This is a genomic window from Luteibacter sp. RCC_6_2, assembly GCF_041360655.1.
Lineage (GTDB): Bacteria > Pseudomonadota > Gammaproteobacteria > Xanthomonadales > Rhodanobacteraceae > Luteibacter.
In genome coordinates this window covers 45,365-71,130 of the sequence record NZ_JBFUPQ010000004.1, presented here as the reverse complement: position 1 = coordinate 71,130, position 25,766 = coordinate 45,365, and the positions used below count along the sequence as shown (strand labels likewise).

The window sequence follows — 25,766 nt, the reverse complement described above, 5'->3', positions numbered from 1 at the left end:
CCATGAACCACTTCTCTCCCGCCGCCGACGACCTGCTCACCGTTGCCGGCCGCACGTTCCACTCGCGGTTGCTCACCGGCACCGGCAAGTACAAGGATTTCGACGAGACCCGCCGGGCCACCGAGGCCGCCGGTGCGCAGATCGTCACCCTGGCGATCCGTCGCGTGAACATCGGCCAGGACGCCAGCCAGCCGAACCTGCTCGACGCGCTGCCGCCCGACCGTTTCACCTTGCTGCCGAATACCGCCGGCTGCTACACCGCCGACGACGCCGTGCGCACCTGCCGCCTCGCACGTGAACTGCTCGACGGGCACAACCTGGTGAAGCTGGAAGTGCTCGGCGACGAACGCACGCTCTATCCCGACGTGGTGCAGACCCTGGTCGCGGCCGAGAAGCTGGTGGCCGATGGGTTCGACGTCATGGTCTACACCTCCGACGATCCCATCCTCGCCCGCCGCCTGGAAGAGATCGGTTGCGCGGCGATCATGCCGCTGGCGGCACCGATCGGTTCGGGCCTGGGCATCCAGAATCGCTACAACCTGCTCGAGATCGTGGAGAACGCGAAGGTCCCGGTCATCGTCGACGCGGGCGTAGGTACAGCCTCCGACGCCGCCATCGCGATGGAACTCGGTTGCGACGGCGTGCTGATGAACACGGCCATCGCCGGGGCGAAAGATCCCGTGCTGATGGCGCACGCGATGAAGCTCGCCGTCGAAGCGGGCCGCGCCGCCTTCCGCGCCGGCCGCATCCCGCGCAAGCGTTTCGCTTCGGCATCGAGCCCCGTCGACGGGATGGTCGGTTGACCATGGCACACGACGACGACACGCCGGGCGACGCCCCGTTCCACCGCCGCATACGCAGCTTCGTGCTGCGTGAGGGTCGCATGACCCCGGCGCAGCAGCGCGCGTTCGACGATCACTGGTCACGCTTCGGCCTCGACTACACGGGTCATGAGCGCGACCTCGACGCCACCTTCGGGCGGCACGCGCCGCGCGTGCTGGAAATCGGTTTCGGCAATGGCGAAGCCTTGGCATGGGCGAGCGAGCACGATCTCGCGCGCGACTACATCGGCGTCGAAGTACATGGCCCCGGCGTCGGCCGCCTGATGAACGCGTTGGCCGCGCGCGATGCGTCCAACGTGTGCCTGTACAAGCACGATGCCGTCGAGGTACTGGAAAACGAGATTCCCGCGGGCAGCTTGTCCGAGGTGCGCATCTGGTTTCCCGATCCATGGCACAAGAAGCGCCACAACAAGCGTCGCCTCGTGCAACCCGCGTTCGTGGCCTTGCTCGCGTCGCGCATGGCACCTGGCGGTCTGCTGCACCTGGCCACCGATTGGGAGGCCTACGCCGAGCACATGCGCGAAACGATGGAAGCCGCCGAAGGCTGGCGCAATCGTGTCGGCCCAGGCGAAACCGCCGAGCGTCCGGCGTGGCGCATCGAGACGCACTTCGAGCGCAGGGGCACGCGACTCGGTCATGGCGTATGGGATTACCTATACGAATGGATAGGCCCGACGACGGCCTCTTGACCGTCGTCGCGGCATAACATGGAACTTCGTGCCCACGGAGTTCCCCCATGTCCATCTCCAACCTTGCCGACCTGATCGCCGAAACCCTCGAAGAAGCCGGTATCCGTCGCATCTACGGCGTGGTGGGCGACAGCCTCAATGCCATCACCGATTCGCTGCGCGAGCGCAATCGCATCGACTGGGTGCATGTGCGCAACGAGGAAGCCGGCGCATTCGCCGCCGGCGGTGAATCGCAACTCACGGGGCAACTCGCCGTTTGCGCAGGAAGTTGCGGTCCCGGCAACCTGCACCTGATCAACGGCCTGTTCGACTGCCATCGCTCGCGCACGCCGGTGCTGGCCATCGCCGCGCATATCCCCAGCGCGGAAATCGGTAGCGGTTACTTCCAGGAAACGCATCCGACGGAACTCTTCCGCGAATGCAGCGTGTACTGCGAAATGGTGTCCGACCCAGCGCAGATGCCCTTCGTGCTCGACGCGGCGATCCGCGCGGCGGTCGGGCAACGCGGCGTGGCCGTGGTGGTGATCCCGGGCGACGTGGCCATGCGCGCGTCACCGGTGAAGAAGGTGACGCCGGCGGCGGGCTTGCTTCCACCCGCGCCGAAGGTCATCCCCGCCGAACGCGAACTCGATGCCTTGGCGGCCCTGCTCAACGCGGGCAAGCGCGTCACCCTGCTTTGCGGGCGCGGCACGGCCGGTGCGCACGGCGAACTCATCGCACTCGCCGATGCACTGAAATCGCCCATCGTGCACGCGCTGGGTGGCAAGGAATACGTCGAGTACGACAATCCCTTCGACGTGGGCATGACGGGCCTGATCGGATTCAGTTCGGGCTATCACGCGATGGAGGATTGCGACACGCTGCTGATGCTCGGCACCGACTTCCCGTATCGCCAGTTCTATCCGGAGGACGCGAAGATCGCGCAGGTGGACATCCGCCCTGGCAACATCGGCCGTCGCTGCCGCGTGGACCTGGGCGTTGTCGGCGATGTCGGCGAGACCTTGCGCGCGCTGCTTCCACGCATCGAGCCCAAGCGCGTGCGCGGCCATCTCGACCGCTGCCTCGCCCATTACGCGCGTGCCCGTGAAGGCCTGGACGAGTTGGCGAGGATCGAGCCCGGCCACGACCTGATCCATCCACAACAGGTGTCCCGCCTGGTCAGCGAACTGGCCGAGGACGATGCCGTGTTCACCTGCGACGTGGGCACGCCCACCGTATGGGCCGCGCGCTACCTGCGCATGAACGGCAAGCGCCGCCTGCTCGGCTCCTTCGTGCATGGCTCCATGGCCAACGCCATGCCCCAGGCCATCGGTGCGCAGGCGGCCTATCCAGGCCGCCAGGTCATCTCGCTCTCGGGCGACGGCGGCTTCTCGATGCTGATGGGCGACTTCATCACTCTGGCCCAGGAAAAGCTGCCGGTGAAGGTCATCGTGCTCAATAACGGCACGCTCGGCTTCGTCGAGCTGGAGATGAAGGCGGCGGGCCTGCTCGAAACCGGCGTGGAATTGCGCAACCCGGACTTCGCCGCCATGGCCAACGCGATGGGTATCCATGGCCGTCGCGTGACCCGCGCCAGCGACCTGCCCTCGGCCATCGCCGAGGTGCTCTCGCACGAAGGTCCCGCGCTGCTGGACGTGGTGAGCAACCGCCTGGAGCTGTCCATGCCGCCGAAGATCACCGCGGAGCAGGCGAAGGGCTTCAGCCTCTACGCGCTGAAGGCGGTGATGAGTGGCCGTGGCGACACGATCGTCGACCTGGCGCTGAGCAACCTCAGCCGATGAGCGGATAGGAACCACCGAGGGTCCGGTGCCGCCAGCTTCAGCCGGGAGCCACCCCCAGCGCGTATACTCCTGCGGCAATATCCACAGCCTGGCAAGACCATGCCACCGCACGCCTCAACCGACCGGATCCGGACAGCCGGCTAGTGGCACTGACCCTCACTCCCGAAATGATCCTCGTGCTGGGCCTGGTGGGCTTCACCATGCTCATGCTCGTTCTGGAGTGGATCCGGGCCGACATGGTCGCCCTGCTGGTGGTGGTCACGATCGGCCTCACCGGGCTGATCCCCGGCGATCAGGTCTTCAACGGCTTCGCCGGCAACGCGGTCATCGCCATCATCGCGATCATGATCATGGGCGCGGGCCTGGACCGCGCCGGCGTGCTCAACCTCACCGCCGCCTTCGTCATGCGCATGGCCCGTGGCGTGGAATCGCGCCTGGGCGTGGTGATCAACAGCGTCACCAGCCTGTTCAGCGCGGTCATTCCCAGCCAGGCGCTGGCCGCGCTGATGATCCCGGTCACCAGCCGCCTGTCCGCCCGCACGGGCGTGCCGATGTCGCGCCTGCTGCTGCCGATGGCGTTCTGCATCCTCACCGCCACCAACACGACGCTGATCGCCAACTCGCCGCTGATCGTCCTCAACGACCTGATCGCCAGCGCGAACAGCAACCTGCCGCCGGGCGCGCACACGATCCCGAAGTTCGGCCTGTTCAGCGTCACGCCCGTGGGCCTCGTGCTGGCCGTGACCGGCGTGCTGTTCTTCTACTTCTTCACCCGCAAGCTGCTTCCGGAACGCGAGGACGAGCGCCTCAAGGTCACCCCCGGCCGTACCGAGAGCTACTTCGCCGACACCTACGGCATCGCCGGCGAGACCGCCGAGCTGACCGTCACCGCCGAGAGCCCGCTGGTGGGCATGAGCATCGGCGAGGTGGAACAACTGCATGGGGCCCCGTTGATCCTCGCGATCAAGAACGGCAACGAGAGCCGTGTGGCGCCGCCCTCGGACCAGATGATCTGGGTGGGCACGGTGCTCGGCGTGCTGGCGCCGCGCGATGCGATCAACGCCTTCGCCAACAACCAGCTCTGCCGCGTGTCCATGCGCATGCGCCAGCTGGGCGACCAGTTCAACACCACCCGCGCCGGTATTTCCGAAGCCGTGGTACCGCCGAGTTCGCGCTTCATCAAGCAGACGGTGGGCGACCTGCGGCTGCGCAAGCGCTTCGGCATCTCGGTGCTGGCGGTGAACCGCGGCGACGAGGTCTACCGCGAGGACGTGCGTGCCGTGACCCTGCGCGCCGGCGATACCCTCGTGCTGCACAGCAAGTGGCGCGACCTGATGCTGGCCGAGGAAGACCGCGACATCGTCGTGGTTACCGACATCCCGAAGGAAGAGCAGCGCCCCGGCAAGATCTGGCAGGCGGTGGGCTTCTTCGTGCTGGCCAAGTGCCTGGCCCTGTTCACCCAACTCGATCTCTCGGTGGCGATGATGACCGGCGCGGTGGGCATGTTGCTCACCGGCGTGCTCAACATGGACGAGGCCTATAAGGCGATCAACTGGAAGACGATCTTCGTCACCGCCTGCCTCATCCCGCTGGGCTGGTCGATGGATTCCACGGGCACCGCCTCGTGGATCGCCCAGGAGGTGCTGGCCATCCTCGGCCACGCGCCGCAGTGGACGCTGCAACTCTCCATCGCCGTGCTGACCCTGATGTTCTCGCAGGTGATGTCGAACGTGGGCGCCACGGTGATGATGGTCCCCATCGCGATCAGCGTGGCGGTGAGTACGGGCGGCAATCCGTCGGCATACGCGCTGATCGTGGCGGTATCGTCGTCGAACACGTTCCTGCTGCCGTCCGGCCATCCCGCCTTGATGATGGTCGCCGGCCCCGGTGGCTACCGCTCGAAGGACTTCCTCCGCGTGGGCCTGCCGCTGACGATCCTGATCCTCACGCTCACGCTCGTTACGATCAATCTGATGTATCGCTGACGCCGGCCTCAGGCCAGCCGCACGGCGCCATCCACCACGGCGAGCGGTACCGCGCGTAGCCGGTCGCCCCGGCAAGGGCCGGCCGTACAGTCGCCACTCTCGGCCGTGAACGTGGCCCCGTGTGCCGCGCAGATGATCTGGCCGGCGCGAACGAGGAACTTGCCCGGGGCGTAGTCCAGGCGTCGTCCGGCATGCGGGCACACATTGAAGTAGGCGCGGGCCTCGTCGCCGTGCCGGTAGACCAGCAGGGACTCCACCTCGCCGTCGACCAGGGTCTCGATTTCGACGGCGCTGCCGTCGGGAATGTCCGCCAGCAGGCAGAGAGGAGCGGTGTCGGCGGTAGTGGTCATGGCACTTGTCTATGAGGATCGATTGCCCCAAGGTAAAGAGGCTCGCATGCATGTCATTGTGCCATACGGATTTTTAACCAATGCGCTTCATCTTCCCACCCATCCGCCGTTCGCGTAATCCCCTTGTCCGCGCCCTGTCGCTGGTGCTGGGCCTCGCCGTGGTGGGGGTGCTGCTCGTGTTCGGCGTGGTCGTGCTCGGCGTGCTGATGGCCGGCGGCCTGGTGTTCCTCGCCGTGCGCCAGTGGAAGCTCGCCCACGGCCGCGTGGCCGGCGCGGCACGGCCCGCCGCCCAGAAAGACCCGAACGTGCTGGAAGGCGAATTCGTGGTGATCCGCCAGAACACGCCCATCCACCACTGATCGGGCCCGCAAGAAGCGGATGGTGACGGGGCCCCGCCCCGCCTACGCTGGTCTCCCATGAAGGAGGCCACCATGAACTCTCAGGCTTACGCCATGCGTCCCGCCGCCGACGATGCACTCGAACGCGTCCGCGCCGCCCTGGAACAGGCCGACGGCGCCACCGATCTCGCCAGCCTCGCCACCATCGCGGGGCTGAGTCCCACCCATTTACAGCGCGCCTTCCGGCGCCGCTACGGCGTCAGTCCCGCCGAATACGCCCGCGCCCGCCGGTTCCATCAGCTGCGCGAGGTGCTACGCGATGGCGCGGCGGTGACCGACGCCGTTTACGAAGCCGGCTTCGGCTCCGGTAGCCGGGTCTACGAAGAAAGCGACCGCCGCCTCGGCATGACTCCCGCCAGCTATCGGGCCGGGGGCGCCGGCGCCTCGATTCGCTACACCACCACGCAGACGCCGCTCGGCATGCTGCTGGTCGCCACCACCGCCAAGGGCATCTGCTCGGTGACGCTGGGCCAGGACGATCGCGAACTCGAGACTCGCCTGGCGGAGGAATTTCCGCTCGCCGAGCGGGAACGGGTCGACGAGGGTCGCGAGGAATGGCTAGACGCGGTCATCGCCCGCGTGGCCCACGACCTCGGCTGGAGCGATCGCGACGCGCCTGCCCTGCCACCGCTGGACGTCGCCGCCACCGCCTTCCAGTGGCGCGTATGGGATGCGCTCACGCGCATTCCCCGTGGCGAGACCCTGAGCTATGGCGAACTGGCCGCCGCGCTGGGCGTACCCAAGGCGGCGCGCGCCATCGGCCGCGCCTGCGGCAGCAACAAGCTGGCCCTGTTGGTGCCCTGTCACCGCATCATCCGCGAGGACGGCAGCCTCGGCGGGTGGCGCTGGGGCATGGACATCAAGCAACAACTGCTGGCCACCGAGCGTGCCATGAAAGCCACTCAAGGCTGACCGTCGAACCTTTCGCTACCGTCCATCCGGTAGCGGCGATATCTTGCGGGATTGCGCCGCACGACGCGGTGCGCGCCCGCCCCTGGATTCCCCCGCATGTCAGACGCCGCCTGTAGTACCAGCCAAGCTCCCGCCACCGCCCTCAGCGATCCGCGCTGGATGGTGCCGCTGTCGCTGTTCGCGCTCTACGTGATCTGGGGCTCGACCTATCTCGCCATCCGCTATGCCCTGGTGAGCTACCCGCCGTTCCTGCTGGCCGCCATCCGCTTCGCCGTGGCGGGGGTGTTGCTCTTCGCCGTGCTGCGCCTGCGCGGGGCCGCGCTGCCCACCGCGCGCCAGTGGAAGAACGCCGCCATCGTCGGCACCCTGCTGCTCGCCGGCGGCAATGGCCTGGTCTGCTTCGCCGAGCAGACGGTCAGCTCCGGCATCGCCGCGGTGGCGGTGGCGAGCATGCCGCTGTTCGCCGCGCTGTTCGGTGGCATCTATCGTGAGTGGCCCACGCGCGGTGAAACCGCCGGCCTGCTGCTCGGCTTCGTCGGCGTGATCGTGCTGAACCTGGGCGCGGGCCTTTCCGGCTCGCCTCTCGGCGCCATCGCGCTGATCTGCGCGGCCATGGCGTGGGCGTTCGGTTCCGTGTGGTCGAAGCGCCAGGACATGCCGAAGGGGCCGATGAACACCGCCGCGCAGATGCTGTGCGCCAGCGTCTCGTTGACGATCATCGCGGTGCTGCATGGCGAACGCTTCCCGGCGCACCCGGAAACCGGTGCCACCGCGGCGCTGGCCTACCTCGTGGTCTTCGGTTCGATCATCGCCTTCAGTGCCTACCTTTATGTGCTGAAGACCGTCCGCCCCGCCCTCGCCACGAGCTACGCGTACGTGAATCCGCCGGTCGCCGTGTTGTTCGGCGTGGCCCTGGCCGGGGAACACGTGGGTCCGTTCGATCTCGCAGGCATGGCGATCATCCTGGTCGGCGTGGGCATCATCACGATGATGCGCGTGCGCAAGGCCTGATCGCAGATACGCGTGCGGGAATGTGACGCAGGTCGCAAGACGGCAGGCAGCGGGTGTTTTTCAGAATCCTTCGATGTCCATGCGAGATACGACTCCCTAGGCTGCCCTCCTCGTTCGTGGGAGAGATTCGATGGCTGGAGCCGGATCGGCGCGCTTCGCCTGCTCGCGCAGGCTTCGATGGTGGATGGCACGCATGACGACGGTATTCGGCATCGGCATCGCCGCGCTGGCGGCGTGCCAACCCTTCCGGGAAGGCACGCCCGGCGACGCTACAACTCCCGTAACGCCGTCGTCACCGGCACCCGCGCCGCACGCAGTGCTGGGAACAGTCCACCGATGAACCCGATGGCCAGGGCCCACTTGATGCCCGTCCACAGGAGTTCGCCACTGACGTGGAAGCGGAAGACCACCTGACTGAAGTTCGCACCCAGCGTGGACGCGGTGTAGCCGTTGAAGATGATCCACACGATACCCGCACCGACGATGCCGCCAAGCAGGGCCAGCAGCATCGTCTCCAGCATCACGGATACCACCACGGGCACGCCGCGGAAGCCGATGGCCCGAAGCGTGGCGATCTCGCGGGCGCGCGCCTGGATGGCGGCGAACATCGTGTTGAGTGCGCCGAACACCGCGCCGATCGCCATGATGATGCCCACGGTGATGCCGACCGCGCGCAGCACCTTGGTCAGCCCTTCGGACTGCTTGCCGAAGTATTCGCGGGTCGTCGAGACGTCCACTTTCAGGCGCGGGTCCGCCACCAGCGAGGCCTTGAACGCGTCGAACGCCTTGGGCGAGTCGAGCAACACCGTCACCGATTGCACGCTGCTGCCGCGACGGTAGGCCGAAGCGACGCTCTGCGTGTCACCCCACAGTTCCGACTCGAGGGCATCCTTCGATTCGAAGGCGCCGACGACGGTCCACGTCTGCCCGGCAAGCCGGATGGACTTGCCCACATCGAGGCCTTCGAACTGCGCCTTGGCACCCTTGCCGACGATCAACTCGCGCAGCCCTGGCTGGAACTTGCGGCCCTCGACGATCTTCACCTGGTCGCGCAAGCTCCAGACGTCCTCGCTCACGCCGCGGATGGGCACGTTCGAGTCGCTGGTGGGATCGCCCTTGCGTGGCAGGTTCGCCACGACCACCAGTTCGCCGGAAGCGATTGGCCTGCCCTTCGCATCCTTCTTCACGCCCGGCGCCTGGATCACCACGTTCGCGCTGTCGCGATCGAGGATCGAATTGAGTTCCGCCTGTGAACCGCCACGAAGGACGATGGCGGTGTGTTCGTTGCCCGTGGAGCGCAGCGTTTCGGCGAAGCCTTCGCTCATGGCCAGCATCGCCACCAGCACGCCGACGACGCCGGCGATGCCCACGACGACGACCGATGACGAACCCAGCCGTTGGGTGACCGTCGCCAGGCCCACCTTGGTCACCTCCCAGGTCTGCCGGCCGCGGCGGGTCAGCGCCATCCACAGGGCGAGCACCACCGCCAGCGTCACCACGCCCGGCCAGGGCAAGGCGATCCATACGGCGAGAAAGGCCGCGATCACCAGCAAGGTGAGGACGCCGGTTCCGAACTTCTTTGCGGATTTCATCGTGTGTTCCCTCAGCGCCCGGCGAGCGCATCGACAATGTTGAGACGCATGGCGCGGATGGCGGGCAGCAGGCCGACGAGCGCGCCGATGGCCAGCATCAGGACGATCCCGAGTACCCAGGTCTGCGTGCCGATCGGCGGCAGGTTGAGCATGCCCCCGCTGCCCTTCGCCACGATCGGCACGAGCACCCCGGCCAGCGCGAGCCCCAAGACACCGCCGAGCACGAGCAGCAACACACCCTCGGCCAGCACCATGCAGAGCACGCTGCGGCTGGAGAATCCGATCGTCTTCAGCACCGCGAGTTCGTTGGTCCGTTCGCGGACCGCCTGCGCCATGGTGTTGCCGGTGAGCAGGATCAGGGTGAAGAACACCGCGCCCATGATCGCCGAGACGATCAGGCCGATGTCGCCCAGCTGCTTGGCGAACGAGGCATTGAACGCCTGTTCCGTCTGCGTCTTGGTTTCATGGTCCGAATTGGCCGACAGGGCATCGATGGCCTTGGCCACGCGATCCGCCTGGTCGGCCGAGGTCAGCTTCACCACGTACCAGCCCACGGTGGTACCGACGTTCTGGAAAGCGTTCGCGTCCTCGAAATACTTGTGATGGAAGAAGAACTGCTGGTCGGTGCCGTTGGCCGCGCCCTTGGCCGGCGTGTAGATGCCGACGATGTCGAATGGCCAGGTCTTGTCGCCATTGCGCTGCGGGAAGATCGTGGATTGCAGCGGGACCTTGTCACCGACCTTCCAGCCGAACCGCTTCGCCAGCGCCTCGCCCACGATCGCGCCGGTTCGTGTCGACTCGTACACCTTGCGCTGCTCCGGCGGAAGCACGATCTCCTGGTAGATATCGACGTAATTGTCGCTCACCGCGAAACTGAGCACGAAGTTCTTCGGGTCCTGGTAGATACCGCCGAACCAGTTGGCATGCCCCACCGACTTCACCCCGGGGACGGCCTGCATGCGCGTGGCGAGGCTGGCCGGGAGCGACTGGATGATGGAATAGCGCGAGGTGGTGATGAGGCGGTCGACGCCGATCACGCTGCCACCCGAGGAAAAGGCCGCACGCGTCGCGTCGAGCATGCCGAACAGCAGGAACGCGGCGAGGATCGAGATCAGCGTGAAGAACGTGCGGGCCTTGCGCCGGAACAGCGCGGCCCAGATGAGGTGCAGGTATTTCATGCCGGCATCCTCCGCGTCAGGCCAAGGACTGTTCGACGAGGGTGCCCTTGTCGAGGTGCAGGGTGTGGTTGGCGTATTCGGCGGCCTTGGGATCGTGGGTCACCATCACGATGGTCTTGCCGTGCTCGCGGTTGAGCTCGCGCAGCAAGCCCAGGATCTCCTCGGCGGACTGACGGTCCAGGTCACCGGTCGGCTCATCGCAGACGAGCAAGGTCGGATCGGAGACGATGGCGCGGGCGATCGCCACGCGCTGCTGCTGTCCACCGGACAGCTCGGAAGGCTTGTGCGTCGCCCGGTCGGCGAGGCCGACCAGCTGCAACGCGATCGACGCGTTCTGCTTGCGTTGCGCGCCGGACAGCTTCGTCAGCAGCAAGGGCAGTTCGACATTGCGTTGCGCGCTCAGCATCGGCATGAGGTTGTAGAACTGGAAGACGAAGCCGACATGCGCCGCTCGCCACTTCGCCAGCGCGCCGGACCCCAGCTGGTCGATACGGTCGCCGCCGACCGTGATGCTCCCGCCGGTCGGCGTGTCCAGGCCGCCGATCAGGTTCAGCAGGGTGGTCTTGCCCGAGCCCGACGGGCCCATCAGGGCGAGGAAGTCGCCTTCCTCGATGCGCAGGTTCACGCCGTGCAGCACTTCGACCTTCTGCCGGCCGCGCTCGTAGACCTTGGAAAGATCCTGGATGTCGATCAGGGTGGCCATCGCTATGTCTCCGTGCGTATCAGGGTGATGAGGTGGCGACGCGAACGGCGGCGCCGTCGGCGAGGGAATCGGGAGGAGAAACGATCACGGTGTCGCCGGCGGCCACGCCATCGGTCACCAGGCGAAGCTCGCCAGTACCCTGTTTCGCCGCCGTGACCTGGTGACGGATGGCCTTGCCATCGGCGACCGTATAGACGACCTCCTGGCCGTCACGACGAACGATCGCCGACGTGGGCACGAGTACGCCCTTGGGCGCGCTGGACTGCGCGGGGGCGCGCCGTTCGAGAAACGACACGCGAACACCCATGTCGGGCACGATGCGTGCGTCCTTGTTCTCGAGCGCCACGCGAACCTTCACCGTGGCCTTGCCGCGGTCGGCGGCGGGCACGATGGCGATCACGTGGGCCGGGATGCGCCAGTCCGGATAAGCGTCCAGCACCGCCTCGGCGGGCATGTCCGGTTGCACGCGGCCGATATAGGCCTCGTTGACGTCGACGTCGATCTCCAGCGAATCCATGTCGACGATCGTGCCGACGCCGGTGCGGGTGAAGCCGCCGCCCGCCGATAGCGGCGAGACGATCTCGCCCACCTGCGCCGCCTTGTCGGTGATCACGCCATCGAAGGGCGCGCGGATCACCGTGTAGTCGAGATTCACCTGGCCCACGGCCACTTGTGCCTCGGCCGCATCGGCTTGACGGCGTGTCGTGTTGAGCTGGGCGCGGAAGGTATGGGCCTGGGTGCGGCTCTGCTCGGCCAGCTGACGGGACACCAGCCCTCGGCCGACAAGCGCTTCCTGCCGGTCCGCATCGCGCAGCGACTGGTCGAGCTGGGCCTGGGTCTGGGCCACGCTGGCGTGCGCCGCCGCCGCGTTGGCGCGGGCCGACTCCAGGCTGGCGCGCAGGGCGTTGTCTTCGAGCCGGGCCAGCACCTGGCCCTTCTTCACCCGGTCGCCTTCCTCGATCAGTACCTCGACCAGGGTGCCGGTGATCTGCGCGGAGACGGTCGCCTGCCGCCGGGCGGTGACATAGCCGGTCGCCTGCAATACGGCCCCCGCCTCGGCGCCCGCGCTGGGCGATACGGCCGTGGCGGTGCGGACCTCCACGGGCCGGTGGGCGAGGAAGACCCTGACGCCTGCGGCCGCGACGAGCACGAGGAACGACACGACGACCACGACCAGCACGGTGCGCGTTCCCCCGCGGCTCTCGCCATGCGGCTCCTTCTGCGACTTGTCGATCTTCAGCTGCCGGAGCAGCTCCTTGTTCGAATTCATCTTCCCCAGGGTCCCCGTGATGGTCGAGCGCATGCCTGCCGCCCTGGCAAGATCATGCGATTCGCGCGGAACGTGCACCACTTTCGGGCATCAGTCATCTGTCGTGACAGGTGTCACCTGATACGCTTGGCGCATGAATACCGTCATTCCACCGCCGGCCCCGCCGAGCATCCCCGTCGCCGGTCGCGCCGAGCGCTTTCCGGTTCGTCGTGTCTTCTGCATCGGCCGCAACTACGCCGACCACGCGCGCGAAATGGGCGCCTCGGTCGACAAGGCGAACCCGATGTTCTTCACCAAGCCCGCCGACGCCATCGTCACCGACGGCGCCGACGTGCCCTACCCGTCCGCCACGAACGACCTCCACCATGAAGTGGAAATGGTCGTGGCCCTGGGTGCGGGCGGATCGAACCTCTCCGTCGACGAGGCACGCGCGCTGGTCTGGGGCTATGGCGTGGGGCTGGACCTCACCCGCCGCGACCTGCAGGCGCAAGCCAAGGCCAAGGGCGCACCGTGGGACGTGGCGAAGGGATTCGACCATTCCGCGCCGGTTTCCGCCTTGGTTCCCGCCAGTGAGGCCAGCCCTGGAGCCGGCACGCGCATCGTCCTGGAGATCAACGGCGAAACACGCCAGCAGGCCACGCTCGCCGACATGGTGCTCGACGTGCCGGAAATACTCAGCGCCCTATCCAGGCTGTTCGAACTGAAAGCCGGTGATATCGTCTACACGGGCACGCCGGCGGGCGTCGCCGCCCTCCAGCGCGGCGACCGCTTCCGTGCCACGCTGGAAGGCATCGCCACGCTCGAAGGGCGCGTGGTCTGACTTCGCGAATGTTTCAGCCATGCCATGAGGAGAAGGACCGATGAGTTTCGTTGCGGAATTCAAGAAATTCGCATTGCGCGGTAACGTGGTCGATCTCGCCGTCGGTGTCGTGATCGGCGCCGCGTTCGGGAAGATCGTCACGTCGCTTGTCGATAACATCATCATGCCGCCGATCGGCTGGGCCATTGGCGGCATCGACTTCTCCGACTGGAAGTGGGTACTGAAGCCCGCCGACGCGGCCACCAAGACGGCCGAGGTGGCCGTGCAGTACGGCGTTTTCATCAACGTCCTGATCCAGTTCATCATCATCGCCTTCGCGATCTTCCTCGTGGTCAAGGCGATCAACCGCCTCAGCCGCCGCGAAGAGGAAGCCCCAGCGGCGCCCCCGGCCGACGTGGCCCTGCTCACCGAGATCCGCGACCTGCTGAAGTCGCAACAGCGGCCGTAAAGTCCCGCCCCGACGCTTTTTGTGGGAGCCGACGCTCTGGTGGGAAGCCGCTTCAGCGGCGATGGGTGCTTGCCTCGACCTGACCCGCTGCCGCGGGATCGCCGACAAAGTCGGCTCCCACAACGGCTTATCGCCGACAGAGTCGGCTTATTTATGTAGGGTCGGCTTACTTATCCAGGGTCGGCTTATTTATCTCGCGTCAGCGGAAGGACCTTCTCGCGGAGCACCCTGTACTCGGCATCGACGACTTCCTGGTTCGGATCGTGTCCGGAGTGTTCGAGCAAGACCCAGCCTTTGGCCGGCGCCTTGATCGACTCGTAATACCGGCGGGCCAACTCCGGTGGCGCCAGCAAGTCGTGCGCCCCTTCGACGAAGAACACCGGGATGGCGAAGTCCGTGCCCAGGCTCGGCAGGTCGACCTTCGACAGCATGCCGTCGCCGTGCATCCCGACGAAATTCATGAAGGAATAATCCTCGCCCGCCTCGTAATCCGCCTCTGCCTTGGCCGTGGTGTAGACAGCCGCGCGATGCCAGTGCGCCGGGGGCGCCAACGTGACCCTTGCCTCGTACTTGCGAATGATCCGGCGCACTTTCCCGAAGCTGCGCGGATCGGTCCACGGCGGCGATCCGACCTGCCTGAGCACGGCGAGTGAGCCCTCGTCCTTCTCTTTCACGGCGAGTTGCGAGAGCTTTTCGTAGCTCGCTGCCTGGGCCTCCACCGAATTGACTATCTGGGACGTGCCGACGTACGCGTAGAACAACTCGGGATGCGCCTTGGCCATATGCACGGCAAGGATCGAGCCCCACGAGCTGCCCCACAAAATGACCTTTCGCTTTCCATAGCGTTTGGCCAGATAGGCGGCCAGTTCGTTTCCGTCCTGCGCCATCCGCTCGATCGTCAGCGTCTCTCCCGGCGCCGGGGGACTGCGGCCATAGGTCATGCCGGCACCGCGCTGGTCCCACTGGACGACGATGAAGTCACGCTCGCCGGCACCGTAGATGCTATCGGAAAGACCGCTGAGCGGATTGCCAGGACCTCCACTGATGAAGAGGAGGATGGGATTGGCGCAGCTGTCTCCCTTGGCCGTCACCCACTGCTCGATCCCACCGATGACGACAAAGCGCGAGTCGTCGACCTTGGCCGGCTTGCTTCCGCACGAAGGCGAAAGGCTTTCATCCCGCACGACACGCCGCACAGGTGCATCGGCGGATATTGAAACCGGCCCACACACCACGGCTGCCAGCCCAAAGGCCAGCGCGACCCATCTCGTCATAACGATTTCCCCTGTGATGGCCGGTGCGCCATCGGATAGCGAGCATAGCTTCAAATGCAGGAAACATCAGGGAGTTACCCCGGGATCGGGTATGCCCGGCGTGGACTCGCCCATGACCGGTCCGACAGCGAGTTTTTGCGGTGCAGCGTGACACCTTCGACTTCAGCGCCTTAATTTGCGCCCCGGGGGAAATTAGATCGATCCAAGCCAGGAGAGCCTCGCGCCACGCCGTGGCGACGAAGCATCCCGACCTGGAACGGGGTGAGGAGAACCGCGACGTGCGTACACCGCGCCGTCCGCGCGTCGCTGCTTGCCACGAAGCCTGTCGAACGAATGGGGAGCCGTGACGTGGAACCGATAATCGCTCGCATTTTCATCATGTCCGATCCACGCGGCAACCGGCTGGCCGCGTCCCCAGGGGAGACCTCGATCGCCGGGGCGTACCGATCTCCCTGCGCCTTCCTCGGCAGATTCCTGCCGTAGCGACTTCCTGAGTTGCCATCCGCGGCCGACACGCCGGCGACCGTGGCACGCCAGAAATTTGGATCGATCCAAGTCGAGAACAGAGGAGGACGCGTGCATCGATAAAGCGCACACGTAGCAGTGGTTCAACGGGGGAGTACCGCGCCGAATCCACACAGGCGCATCACTGAGGGGACACAGAAAAAAATGACTTACCTGCCATACATGCTCAAGCGCAAGCCGCTCTACGCCGCGCTCGCCTCGGCGACCTTGTCGCTTGTCGGCTACCTGGGGATTCCCTCGGACGCGTTCGCACAGACATCCGGGCCGGCCACCGCGCCGGCGTCCGCGCCGGCGCAAACGTCCGATAGTGCGACTGCGGCCCAGGACGACAAGCAAAAGAAAGCCGATAAGGAAAAACGCGGGCAGTCGCCCAGTCCCACCAATCTCGATACCGTCGTCGTCACGAGCTACCGCCAGTCGATCGACCAGAACGTGCTGGACAAGCGCGAAGCCAATTCCATCGTCGAAGTCATCAACGCGCAGAACATCGCGCAGTTCCCCGCGAAGAACATCGCCGACGCGCTGGCGCACGTTCCGGGCGTGGTCATCAGCCGTGAATCGGGCGAAGGCAAGACGGTGAGCATCCGCGGCCTCGCACCCGAGCTGACCTATACGCAGTTGAACGGCAACTACGTCGCCTCGGCCGATACCTCGGCGGGCCTGACGCGTTCGTTCAACTACACGCTGTTCCCGGCGAACATGTTCTCGGACATCAAGCTCTACAAGAGCCTGGAAGCACGCCTGGACGAAGGCGGCATCGGTGGCAACGTCGACCTGCGCACCCGCCGCCCGCTCGAAATGGGCGCCAACGAAGGCTTCGTCACCGGCACCGCCGCGAGCTCGGATACCAGTTCGAAGACGGAACCGCAGGGCGCCGCGCTGTGGTCGTGGAAGAACAAGGACGAGACGTTCGGCGTGCTCGTCGCCGGTGCCTACCAGAAGCGCCAGGCGACCACGTACTCGGCGGATGCCTCCAGCTGGCACTGGTGGTCGGACGCCTGCAAGGATCATGAGACCTGTACGCAGCCGCCGGTGGACGTCCACGGCAATCCGTACAGCTCTGGGGTCAACAACAACATCGACCTGTGGGGCAACGGCGTCGTCGATCAGGCCGGGAACATCTCCAATGGCTTCTGGATGCCGCAGCAGTTCGCCACGAGCCGCAACGACCTGACCCTGAAGACCAAGGGCGCCCAGGCCACGATGCAGTTCAAGCCGAGCGACCACTTCCTGCTGACGGGCAATTATTTCCGGTTCGAACGCGAGCAGACACAGATCACCAACACCCTCGAGATTCCCGAGTGGGGCCTGCCGAACAATACGAACTACGCCGACCAGAACGGCCGCCTTCTCGCACCCAATGGCCTGACCTTCGACAAGTCGGGCACCATCGTCACCGGTGCGAACTACGTGCTCCCGCCCGCCGGCGTCGGCTGCAACTCCACGGTGAACCCGGTCACCGGTGCCAGCCGCCAGGCGGTGGACGTGTGCAACACGGAAATCCCGTGGCTCAACGGCAACTATTCCGTCGAGAAGGCGACCTCGCAGACCCTCAACCTGGAAGGCGAGTGGGATAACGGCGGCGACCTGAGCGGTTCGTTCAACGTCGGCCGGACCTGGGCGAAAGGTGGCCCCTCGATCGAACTGGGCATGGCCGCCAAGCCGCGCAACTTCGTGAATGGCCAGTGGGTGAATGGCAGCACCGGCGCCGCGTGGAACCTCAGCGGCAAGCCGGGCATCACGGCCGATCCGTCCGTGCTGCAGAACATGCAGGCCGGTGCCGGCCAGGTCGACCTGGGTTCGACGGGCTCCAACATGGTGAATACCCGCAACTCGCAGAACTTCGCGCAAGCGGACTTCACCTGGGCGTTCGATTCCTCGTGGTTGCAGTCGCTGCAGTTCGGCGCGAAGTACAGCGATGCGAATGCCGAGCAGCAGAGCAACGAAGTGCGCTGGTACTGCAAGGGCACCACCTTGCAGTTCCAGACCTGCGATCCGAACGCGGGCCAGTTGCCGTCCAACTTCCTGCTGTCGAACTACCTCAATGGCGTGAACCATGCCTACGGTGACAGCATCTTCCCGGCCATCAACTATCCGGCGTACTACAACTATCTCAACAACACCTACGACCGGACGATCTACAACAAGCCGCAGAACAAGTCGTCGATCGGCGAGAAGATCGCGGCGGCCTATGTGCAGGCCAACTTCGACACGGGCACCCTGCGCGGCAACGTCGGCGTGCGCTTCGTCACCACGAAGCAGGACCTCACCGTTGCCAACCAGGTCACCACCAACAACGCGGTGTACTACCACGACGCGGGCGGCAACATCCTGATCTGCCCTGCTTCGGGGGTGAACGCAGGCGGTGGCGCGTGCGCGCCGGGCGACTTCCAGTACCTGCCGCGCGAAGTGGCGGTGGTCGAGAACTTCAACAATTCGACGACCAACAAGCGTTACAACAAGTTCCTGCCGAGCTTCAACATCGCGTGGACCATCGCGGAGAACTTCGTCCTTCGCGCCGCCGGTTCACAGGCGATGGCCCGCGCCAACTACACCGACCTGGCCCAGCTGGGCCAGCTGACCAACAACACGCAGGAGTACTACAACGACCGCAAGCAGTTCGGCGCCCCGCTGCCGGGCTGGTACGGCTCCGGCGCCAACGCCGAGCTGAAGCCCTTCACCGCCACCCAGTTCGACCTCGCCGGTGAGTGGTACTACGCGCCGCACGGCGTCGTCGGTATCGACTTCTTCCAGAAGAAGGTGAAGAACTTCGTCGTCCCGGTCACCGTCAACAATATCGACGTGAACGTGGGCGGTACCCAGACGAACTTCAAGCAGTACAGCACCAACGCCAACGGCCGCTCCGGCACGTCGAAGGGCATCGAGATCTACGCGCAGCACACCTGGGACACGGGCTTCGGCTACATCGCCAACTACACGCTCAACCACACCAATGAAACCGCGGTGTCGCTGGGCGATACGCAGGTCGGCAAGGCCGAGCTGATCGGTAGCGCGAAGTATGCGGCCAACGTCTCGCTGTTCTATGAAAAGAACGGCCTGCTGCTGCGTGCCAGCGACAACTGGACGGGTCGCACGATGGAAGGCCTGGCCGCCGGCCTGCCGATCTACGCGCAGCCGTACCACCAGATCGACCTGAATGGCGACTACGAGTTCAACAAGCACTTCATGGTCACCGCGTCGATCATCAACTTCAACAAGGCGAGGCCGCATACCTACCTGGGCGGCGACACCCGCTCGCGTCTGGTCCAGCTGCTGTACCCGGGCCGCCAGTACTACGTGGGCGTGACCTACAAGTTCGGTGGTGACAGCAACAAGTAAAAAAACGACGGGGCCGGGCACATCGCCCGGCCCCGTCTTCTTTCCAAGCGAAGGAATGACCCATGAACGCATCCACGGCACGTCTTCCCCACCGTGCCCTAGCCGTCGCGCTGTCGGTGCTCGCCGCGACCACGGCGACGGCCCTGCTGGCGAAGGACAACCAGTCCACGACGTCCTCCGCGGCGCCGGTGGACATCGCCAACCCCCTGGTGGGCACCGCCTCGCTCGACAACCAGGCGCTGCTCGGCAACGCGCCACCGCCCGGCGAGCCCACCTACACGGGCATGACGACGCCGGGCGCGAGCCTTCCGCAGAGCGCCACCGAGGCGGCACCGGTCAACATCAACGCCGACCTGGGTTTCGCCACGGGTGTCCCGGTGGCGTACGACTACCGGCGTCCCGTCATGTTCGGTTTCACCGGTGGCGGCTCGACCTATGGGGCGCGCGGCGCGCCGATGGTCATGCCTGTCGTGGGCGACTGGACGGTGCCGCCCGACTACGCGACCTCGTATTACGACAAGGCGACCGAGAAGGCGTCGCCGGGTTACTACACGGTCGACCTCGCGACATTCCACACCAAGGTGGAGCTGACCGCGACGCAGTGGACCAGCCTGATGCGCTTCACCTTCCCGGAGAGCCACCGCTCCAACGTCGTGGTCAACCTGCGCCGCGCGGGCGGCGACGTGGAAGTGGTGGGTGACCGGATCATTCGTGGCGTCGCCACCGCCGGGCGCAGGGACAGGGACGCCGACGGCCCCTTCTTCGTCGCCGAATTCTCGCGGCCGTTCGCCAGCTTCGGGAGCTTCCACTCCGAGGTGACCCACACGGGAGAGGGGCTGGGACACGAAGACGTGCAGGCAGGCCGCCGCACGGTCTCGGGCGATTACGCCGGTGCTTACGTCACCTTCGACACGAAGGCCGGCGACCAGGTGGTGGTGCGCATCGCTCATGGCCACAGTGCCCAGGAAGCCGAGCAGCGGCTTCGCGCGCAGGACAGCGACGCGGACTTCGATCGGGTGCATGCGAAAGCCCGGGCGAAGTGGGCGGAGTTGTTCGACCGAGTCGAGGTGACCGGCGGTACGCCGAAGCAGCGCGAGCTGTTCTATTCGACGCTTTACCACTCCTTCGCCAGCCCGCGCATGATCGCCCGCAAGGGCGAGCACTACACGGACGCCGAAGGCCATGATCAGGTGGCCGACTACGACCATTACGGCCCCGTACCGTTCTGGGACACCGGCCGCAACCAGATCACGCTCCTGATGCTGCTCGCGCCGTCCGTCGTGCAGGACATCATGCGTTCGGAACTGGACCGTGCGCGCGAACGCGGCTACATGAACACGTCGTTCCACGGCGACCACGCGGTGTTCCTCTACGACGGCGCGATGCAACGTGGCATCCCGTTCGATTACGCCGCCGCGTATGACGCGCTGCGCAAGAACGCCACCGATCCCAAGGGGCCACGTGGGTATCTCGCCGAGTACGTGAAGAACGGATGGATTTCGGACATCGTTCCTCCGGGAAATCCGAGCCCGCCTTACGCCGGCGGCAAGGCGGGCGTCGCCACCACCTTGGAATATGCCTGGGACGACCATGCCCTCGCCGACATGGCCCACCGTCTCGGCAAGAACGACGATGCCGCCACATTCCTCCGGCGCGCCGCGAACTACCGCAACGTGTTCAATCCTTCGGTCGGCTTCTTCCGCGGCCGGACGGAGGATGGCAAATGGATCTCGCCCTTCGACCCAGCCGAGCCGTACTACAACTTCATGATGAAGGAAGCCTCGGGCTGGTCCACGCTATGGCTGGTACCGCACGACGTGCAAGGCCTCATGAACCTGCTCGGCGGACGCGATGCGTTCAACGCCAAGCTCGATATGTTCTTCAGCACGCCGTACCAGCCGAAAGGGATCTGTCGCGATTGCACCGGCGTGATCGGGCAGTACGTGCAGGGTAACCAGCCGGACCAGCAGGCCGCCTATCTCTACACCTGGAGCGGACAGCCCTGGAAGACGCAGGCGCTCACGCGCCGCATCCTCGCCGACCTCTATGGCAGCGATGCCACGGGATACGGCTATCCCGGCATGGACGACCAGGGCTCGACATCGTCGTGGTACGTGCTGAGCGCGATGGGGTTCTACCCGGTCGACCCGTCCCGCCCCGAGTACATCATCGGTAGTCCGATCTTCGATCGCGTTCGTCTGCGCATGGGCAATGGCAAGGTGTTCGAGATCGTCGCACGCAACAATTCCGCACGGAACATGTACATCCAGTCCGCCACGCTCGACGGCAAGCCATGGAACAAACCCTGGTTCAGTCATGGCGATATCGAGAACGGAGCGACGCTGATACTCACGATGGGGCCGGAGCCGAGCAAGACGTGGGGCACCGATCCGCACGACGCGCCGCCGTCCATGTCGACAGGCGGGACGGCCGGCACGGCGGCGGCACCCACGCCGGAACAGGCGACCACGTGGAGCGGAAAGAAGGCGCCCCTGGCGACGCCATGGACGGCGGAGGTTTCGCCCGACAACGCCTTGCCCGAGTATCCGCGACCGCAACTGGCGCGCCCGTCGCTGGAACATCCGCAATGGATGAGCCTCAACGGGCTGTGGCAATACACGGCGGCCGACGAGCAGACCGCGCCGCCGTTCGGAAAGTCCTTGAAGGATCGGGTGCTGGTTCCGTATCCGGTCGAGTCCGTGCTTTCGGGCGTGCAGCAGCATGCCGACTTCATGTTCTACCGGCGACTGGTCGATGTCCCCGCTTCCTTCACCGCGAATGGCCAGCGCCTGCGGCTGAATTTCGGCGCCGTGGCCCAGGACGCGACGGTGTACGTCAACGGATCGGAAGTGGTTCGCCACAAGGGTGGCTACACCTCCTTCGGTGCCGACATCACGAAGGCGCTTCGTGCCGGTGGTCCCCAGGAAATCGTCGTCGCCGTGCATGCGCCCGTGGACGCCGCGGACGTGATGGTGGGCAAGCAGCGGCTGAAGCCCGAGGGGATATTCTATACCGCGGCCTCCGGCATCTGGCAGTCGGTGTGGCTGGAACCCGTGCCGGCCACCAGCCTGGCGCAACTGGATTTCACACCTGTTTCGAGCCTGGACGCCTTCACGGTGACCTCGAAGCTGCATGGCGACGGCGGTGACGCGACGCTGCATGTCATCGCCTATGCCGATGGCAAGCCGGTAGGCGAGGCGAAGGGGCCCGCCAGCAAGCCACTGCACCTGGCCATCGCGCATCCGCGCACATGGAGTCCCCAGGACCCGTTCCTGTACACCTTCAAGGCCACGCTTGCCCAGGGTGACCAGCGCGATGAAGTGACCAGCTATGCCGGCCTGCGCAGCATCGCCATCGCGAAAGTGGGCGGACGCAACCGCATCGTGCTGAACGGCAAGCCGACCTTCCTGCTCGCCACGCTCGACCAGGGTTATTGGCCCGACGGCATCTACACCGCCCCCACCGACGAGGCACTCAGGTTCGACATACAGAAGACCCGCGACCTCGGTTTCAACACGATCCGCAAGCACATCAAGGTGGAGCCGGCGCGCTGGTACTACTGGGCCGACCGCCTCGGCCTGATGGTGTGGCAGGACATGCCTTCGCTACCGAACGGCCATAACGACAAACTCAGCGAAGCGGACAAGGCCGGTTTCCGCACGGACGTCTCGGCCATCGTCGAACAGCTCATGGGTACGACCTCGATCATCGGCTGGATTCCATTCAACGAAGGCTGGGGCCAGTGGAGCATCCCCGCCGCCGCCGAACTGGCGAAGCAGATCAAGCAACTCGACCCTTCGCGCCTGGTGAATGCGCGCAGCGGCCTCAACTGTTGCGACACCAAGGGCGACCCACACGCCGGTGACGTCTACGATATCCATGACTATCAAGGGCCCGGCCTGCCCCACCCCGACGCCACCCGCGCCTCCATGGACGGCGAACACGGCGGCCTCACCTTGGGCGTCCCGGGACATATGTGGCCCAACACGGCCATCAACCCCTATGGTGAGGTCAAGGACAACGCCGCACTGAACGATGGCTACGTCGCCAACACCGCGGTACTCCGCGACAAGGGACCCGTCATCGGTGTATCCGGCAGCGTCTACACCCAGATCACCGACGTCGAAGGCGAACACAACGGCCTGTACACCTACGACCGCAAGGTCGAAAAGGTCGACGAGGCCAAGGTACGCGCCATCAACGAGGCAACCATCCACGCAGGCGCACAACCCTGAGCGACTGAAAGCAGTTCCGACCAGCCGGGTGCACCACAATTAGCTGGTGCACCCGTGATTGGTTGGATATACCGGTGACTGGTTGGGTGCACCGGTGACTTGTGGGAGCCGACTTCGTCGGCGATCCCGCGGCAGCGGGCCAGGTCGAGACAAGCACCCATCGCCGCTGAAGCGGCTCCCACAACAGCAAGACTCACCGCCATCAAGGTTGAGCAGACATGGTGGGAGCCGACCTTGTCGGCGATCCCGCGGCAGCGGGCCAGGTCGAGACAAGCACCCATCGCCGCTGAAGCGGCTCCCACGACAGCGACGCTCCCACCAGGACACTCCCACCAGGAAAGCTTACAGGCGCATCACCGGGCCGCTGATCTCCCGGACCTGCGAAACTGCTGCTCCTGGGCCTGCTGCACCTGCGCTTCCAGGGACGCGATACGGTCTTCCATATCCACCTGCCGCGCCGCCTCCATGTGGAATTCCTTGGCGGCATCGGTCTGGCCGACCTGGCGAAGCGCCTCCATGAAACCCTCGTCGTCCTGCTCCATGGCCTTGCACAGATACTCGAACATCTCGTCCATGCCGGCGGTCGCCGCCAATGGCGGCACGGCGGTGCGCTCCTGCTGCTCGCCCAGCATGTGCCAGGGCGCCGACAGATCCAGTGGAACGCCACGGGGCAAGTCGTCCAACGGGCGATGGTGCAGGTCGCGCATGTAGTTATGCGCGAACACCGCCGCCGGTTGATTGCTTTCGTTGTTCCAGAAGTTGCCGATGCCGTGCGCGCGGCCGACGGCGCCCACCTCGCCGACCGGCGACAGACCGCCCTGCTTATGGCGCTGATAATCGGCGTGATCCATGTAGTCCACACTGCGCCCAATCGAATCGGCGAGCGTCGACACCGGATCGTGGTACATGCGGTGGTTGACGACACGATCCTCCGCGGCCCGGACATCCAGACCCAGTCCCTCGGCCATGGAGCGGGCGCCATAGGTGTTGAAGGTTTCCGCGTGTATGCCCGCCGATTCGGGCATGGCGGCTTGCATTTGCGCAAGGGCGCCGCCGAGGGAGTGGCCGGTGATGCTGATGTCGCTTACAGCGATATGATTCTTCTCGGCGTGATGCAAAGCCCAGCGCATCGTCGCAGCCGCTTCAGGCCATTGAGTGGGCGCACCCATCATCCCCATGCCCAGATCGGCGGTGATGTCATGAATACTGGAAGGGTCGGTGCCTTTGTTCGCGATGATAAGCTGGCCGGTCGTCTCGTCCCGCACTACCGCACCGCGATAGTTTGTGGCGGACGGGGGAGAGACATAGAGCACTTCATAAAAACGAGTATTGCTTCTTATTTCTTCGCCAACCGTCAGCGGCTCATAAATCGTATGAGAGAGAAATGCATATTGTTCGGAGGGAAGAGACATATCCGTTTCCTTGGATAGAAATTACCGTCAATTGTTGCTGCCCGGAGAGGACAGGGTTGGTGCGTCGTTCGATGTGACGGGTTTGACGAAATTGCCAGGACTGAAGTAGCCCGGTACGTTCGGATGTAGGGGTGCCGAGTCATCGGAGACATGAACCGTGATGGGGACACGGCTGTAGTGGGACACGTCCGGCATCGGCCATCTGCCGTAGCAGGTTTGCGGATCATCATCTGCCTGGAACTGGCAAACGGTCTTGTACTCCTTGCCGGGAGCCAGATCCTCGTCGAGACCCCAGTACCCGAAGGCATCACGTCCCGTAAGGGTGTCATGAACCGTGAATCCAGGCTTCGCGAGTTCCCAGTTGCAGGCGTCTTGGTTGTACCTATCCAGGTAGACGTCGAACCGGGCCTGTTTCTGGTCCCGACTTTCATTCGGAATGTCGAACGTCCCGTGGGGATAGACAAAGCTACCGCCACCCCGAAGCGGGTCGAAGTAACCACACTCGCGCTGCTGGTTCTGATAAAGCGCCTTCATGGTGACGCGGTAGCGTTTGGCATCCTCGGGATGATCAAACGTCACCGTGACGTGCAGCGCTTCCTTCGGATGCGGATTCAGAGGCGGCGGACTGAGGTCTTTTTTCTCGGTGCACGCAGCCAGCGCGGGAAACAACAACAGCGGAAGCAGTGTCCATGTGCTTAGGTTCATGAGGACAGCTTAGCGATACCGCATGAGGACATCTTTAGAAGAATCCTCAAAAACCCATGCTTTTGCCATGCGCGCCGATCGCAGCAGTGGCTCTCCCGCAACAAACCTCGTCGTTGGGGAGAGCCGGCGAGTGCCGCCCTCGGGGCCGTTAGCGCAGGCGAGTGATCCAGACGGATCAGGCCCGCAGGGGGCCAACCATGGATGGTTGGCCTTCTTCGCGAGACAGGATGTCGAGTCGAAGAACCCCGGCTGGCTCACGACCCGGCCGCAGGCCATTGATAAACGGCCGCGCCAGCG

General features: G+C 65.3%; 19 protein-coding genes. 11 read left to right on the top strand and 8 right to left on the bottom strand.

Annotated features, from left to right (window positions below):
• The first annotated feature begins 2 nt into the window (after window positions 1-2).
• From AB6730_RS05220 to AB6730_RS05205, 4 genes are all read left to right on the top strand, one after another.
• The gene (locus tag AB6730_RS05220) at window positions 3-803 is read left to right on the top strand and encodes a thiazole synthase (RefSeq protein WP_371022598.1); all 801 of its coding nucleotides are present in this window, start codon (window positions 3-5) and stop codon (window positions 801-803) included.
• 2 nt (window positions 804-805) lie between these two features.
• Window positions 806-1,531, top strand: a complete 726-nt coding sequence (trmB, locus tag AB6730_RS05215) for a tRNA (guanosine(46)-N7)-methyltransferase TrmB (RefSeq protein ID WP_371022597.1) — start codon at window positions 806-808, stop codon at window positions 1,529-1,531.
• 47 nt (window positions 1,532-1,578) lie between these two features.
• The gene (poxB, locus tag AB6730_RS05210; RefSeq protein WP_371022596.1) at window positions 1,579-3,312 is read left to right on the top strand and encodes a ubiquinone-dependent pyruvate dehydrogenase; all 1,734 of its coding nucleotides are present in this window, start codon (window positions 1,579-1,581) and stop codon (window positions 3,310-3,312) included.
• Window positions 3,313-3,479: 167 nt separating this feature from the next.
• Window positions 3,480-5,297 (top strand): SLC13 family permease, encoded by a 1,818-nt coding sequence (locus tag AB6730_RS05205; RefSeq protein ID WP_371022809.1) that lies wholly within the window; start codon window positions 3,480-3,482, stop codon window positions 5,295-5,297.
• Between the two features lie 8 nt (window positions 5,298-5,305).
• Here the strand turns inward: AB6730_RS05205 and AB6730_RS05200 are convergent, their stop codons facing one another.
• Complete coding sequence (locus AB6730_RS05200) at window positions 5,306-5,647, bottom strand: Rieske (2Fe-2S) protein (RefSeq protein ID WP_371022595.1); 342 nt, start codon at window positions 5,645-5,647, stop codon at window positions 5,306-5,308.
• An 80-nt stretch (window positions 5,648-5,727) separates the two neighbouring features.
• Between AB6730_RS05200 and AB6730_RS05195 the strand changes: the two genes are divergently transcribed.
• The 3 genes from AB6730_RS05195 to yedA all read left to right on the top strand — a co-directional run bounded on the left by AB6730_RS05195 (window position 5,728) and on the right by yedA (window position 7,968).
• The gene (locus AB6730_RS05195; protein WP_371022594.1) at window positions 5,728-6,006 is read left to right on the top strand and encodes a hypothetical protein; all 279 of its coding nucleotides are present in this window, start codon (window positions 5,728-5,730) and stop codon (window positions 6,004-6,006) included.
• A 72-nt stretch (window positions 6,007-6,078) separates the two neighbouring features.
• A complete protein-coding gene (locus AB6730_RS05190) occupies window positions 6,079-6,957 on the top strand; it encodes a methylated-DNA--[protein]-cysteine S-methyltransferase (RefSeq protein WP_371022593.1) in 879 nt (292 codons plus the stop codon).
• 96 nt (window positions 6,958-7,053) lie between these two features.
• The gene (gene yedA / locus AB6730_RS05185) at window positions 7,054-7,968 is read left to right on the top strand and encodes a drug/metabolite exporter YedA (RefSeq protein ID WP_371022592.1); all 915 of its coding nucleotides are present in this window, start codon (window positions 7,054-7,056) and stop codon (window positions 7,966-7,968) included.
• A 269-nt stretch (window positions 7,969-8,237) separates the two neighbouring features.
• On the opposite strand, the gene AB6730_RS05180 is transcribed toward yedA, so the two are convergent.
• From AB6730_RS05180 to AB6730_RS05165, 4 genes are read right to left on the bottom strand one after another with little or no spacing between them, the layout of a single operon-like run.
• Window positions 8,238-9,560, bottom strand: coding sequence for an ABC transporter permease (locus AB6730_RS05180; RefSeq protein WP_371022591.1), 1,323 nt, complete (start codon window positions 9,558-9,560; stop codon window positions 8,238-8,240).
• 11 nt (window positions 9,561-9,571) lie between these two features.
• The gene (locus tag AB6730_RS05175; RefSeq protein WP_371022590.1) at window positions 9,572-10,738 is read right to left on the bottom strand and encodes an ABC transporter permease; all 1,167 of its coding nucleotides are present in this window, start codon (window positions 10,736-10,738) and stop codon (window positions 9,572-9,574) included.
• 16 nt (window positions 10,739-10,754) lie between these two features.
• A complete protein-coding gene (locus tag AB6730_RS05170; RefSeq protein WP_371022589.1) occupies window positions 10,755-11,441 on the bottom strand; it encodes an ABC transporter ATP-binding protein in 687 nt (228 codons plus the stop codon).
• Between the two features lie 19 nt (window positions 11,442-11,460).
• A complete protein-coding gene (locus AB6730_RS05165) occupies window positions 11,461-12,744 on the bottom strand; it encodes an efflux RND transporter periplasmic adaptor subunit (RefSeq protein ID WP_371022588.1) in 1,284 nt (427 codons plus the stop codon).
• A gap of 100 nt (window positions 12,745-12,844) precedes the next feature.
• Here AB6730_RS05165 and AB6730_RS05160 point away from each other — a divergent pair, with 100 nt between their 5' ends.
• Both AB6730_RS05160 and mscL read left to right on the top strand, forming a co-directional pair.
• The gene (locus AB6730_RS05160) at window positions 12,845-13,531 is read left to right on the top strand and encodes a fumarylacetoacetate hydrolase family protein (protein WP_371022587.1); all 687 of its coding nucleotides are present in this window, start codon (window positions 12,845-12,847) and stop codon (window positions 13,529-13,531) included.
• 40 nt (window positions 13,532-13,571) lie between these two features.
• Entirely contained in the window at window positions 13,572-13,979 is a 408-nt protein-coding gene (gene mscL, locus AB6730_RS05155; protein ID WP_306850995.1) for a large-conductance mechanosensitive channel protein MscL, read from the top strand.
• A 185-nt stretch (window positions 13,980-14,164) separates the two neighbouring features.
• Here the strand turns inward: mscL and AB6730_RS05150 are convergent, their stop codons facing one another.
• Window positions 14,165-15,253, bottom strand: coding sequence for an alpha/beta fold hydrolase (locus tag AB6730_RS05150; protein WP_371022586.1), 1,089 nt, complete (start codon window positions 15,251-15,253; stop codon window positions 14,165-14,167).
• 669 nt (window positions 15,254-15,922) lie between these two features.
• Here AB6730_RS05150 and AB6730_RS05145 point away from each other — a divergent pair.
• Both AB6730_RS05145 and AB6730_RS05140 read left to right on the top strand, forming a co-directional pair.
• Entirely contained in the window at window positions 15,923-19,117 is a 3,195-nt protein-coding gene (locus AB6730_RS05145) for a TonB-dependent receptor (RefSeq protein ID WP_371022585.1), read from the top strand.
• A 62-nt stretch (window positions 19,118-19,179) separates the two neighbouring features.
• Entirely contained in the window at window positions 19,180-23,352 is a 4,173-nt protein-coding gene (locus AB6730_RS05140; protein ID WP_371022584.1) for a GH92 family glycosyl hydrolase, read from the top strand.
• A gap of 353 nt (window positions 23,353-23,705) precedes the next feature.
• On the opposite strand, the gene AB6730_RS05135 is transcribed toward AB6730_RS05140, so the two are convergent.
• A complete protein-coding gene (locus AB6730_RS05135; protein ID WP_371022583.1) occupies window positions 23,706-24,764 on the bottom strand; it encodes a hypothetical protein in 1,059 nt (352 codons plus the stop codon).
• A gap of 27 nt (window positions 24,765-24,791) precedes the next feature.
• On the bottom strand, window positions 24,792-25,469 hold the full coding sequence (locus AB6730_RS05130) for a hypothetical protein (protein ID WP_371022582.1): 678 nt from the start codon (window positions 25,467-25,469) through the stop codon (window positions 24,792-24,794).
• Window positions 25,470-25,766: the final 297 nt, after the last annotated feature.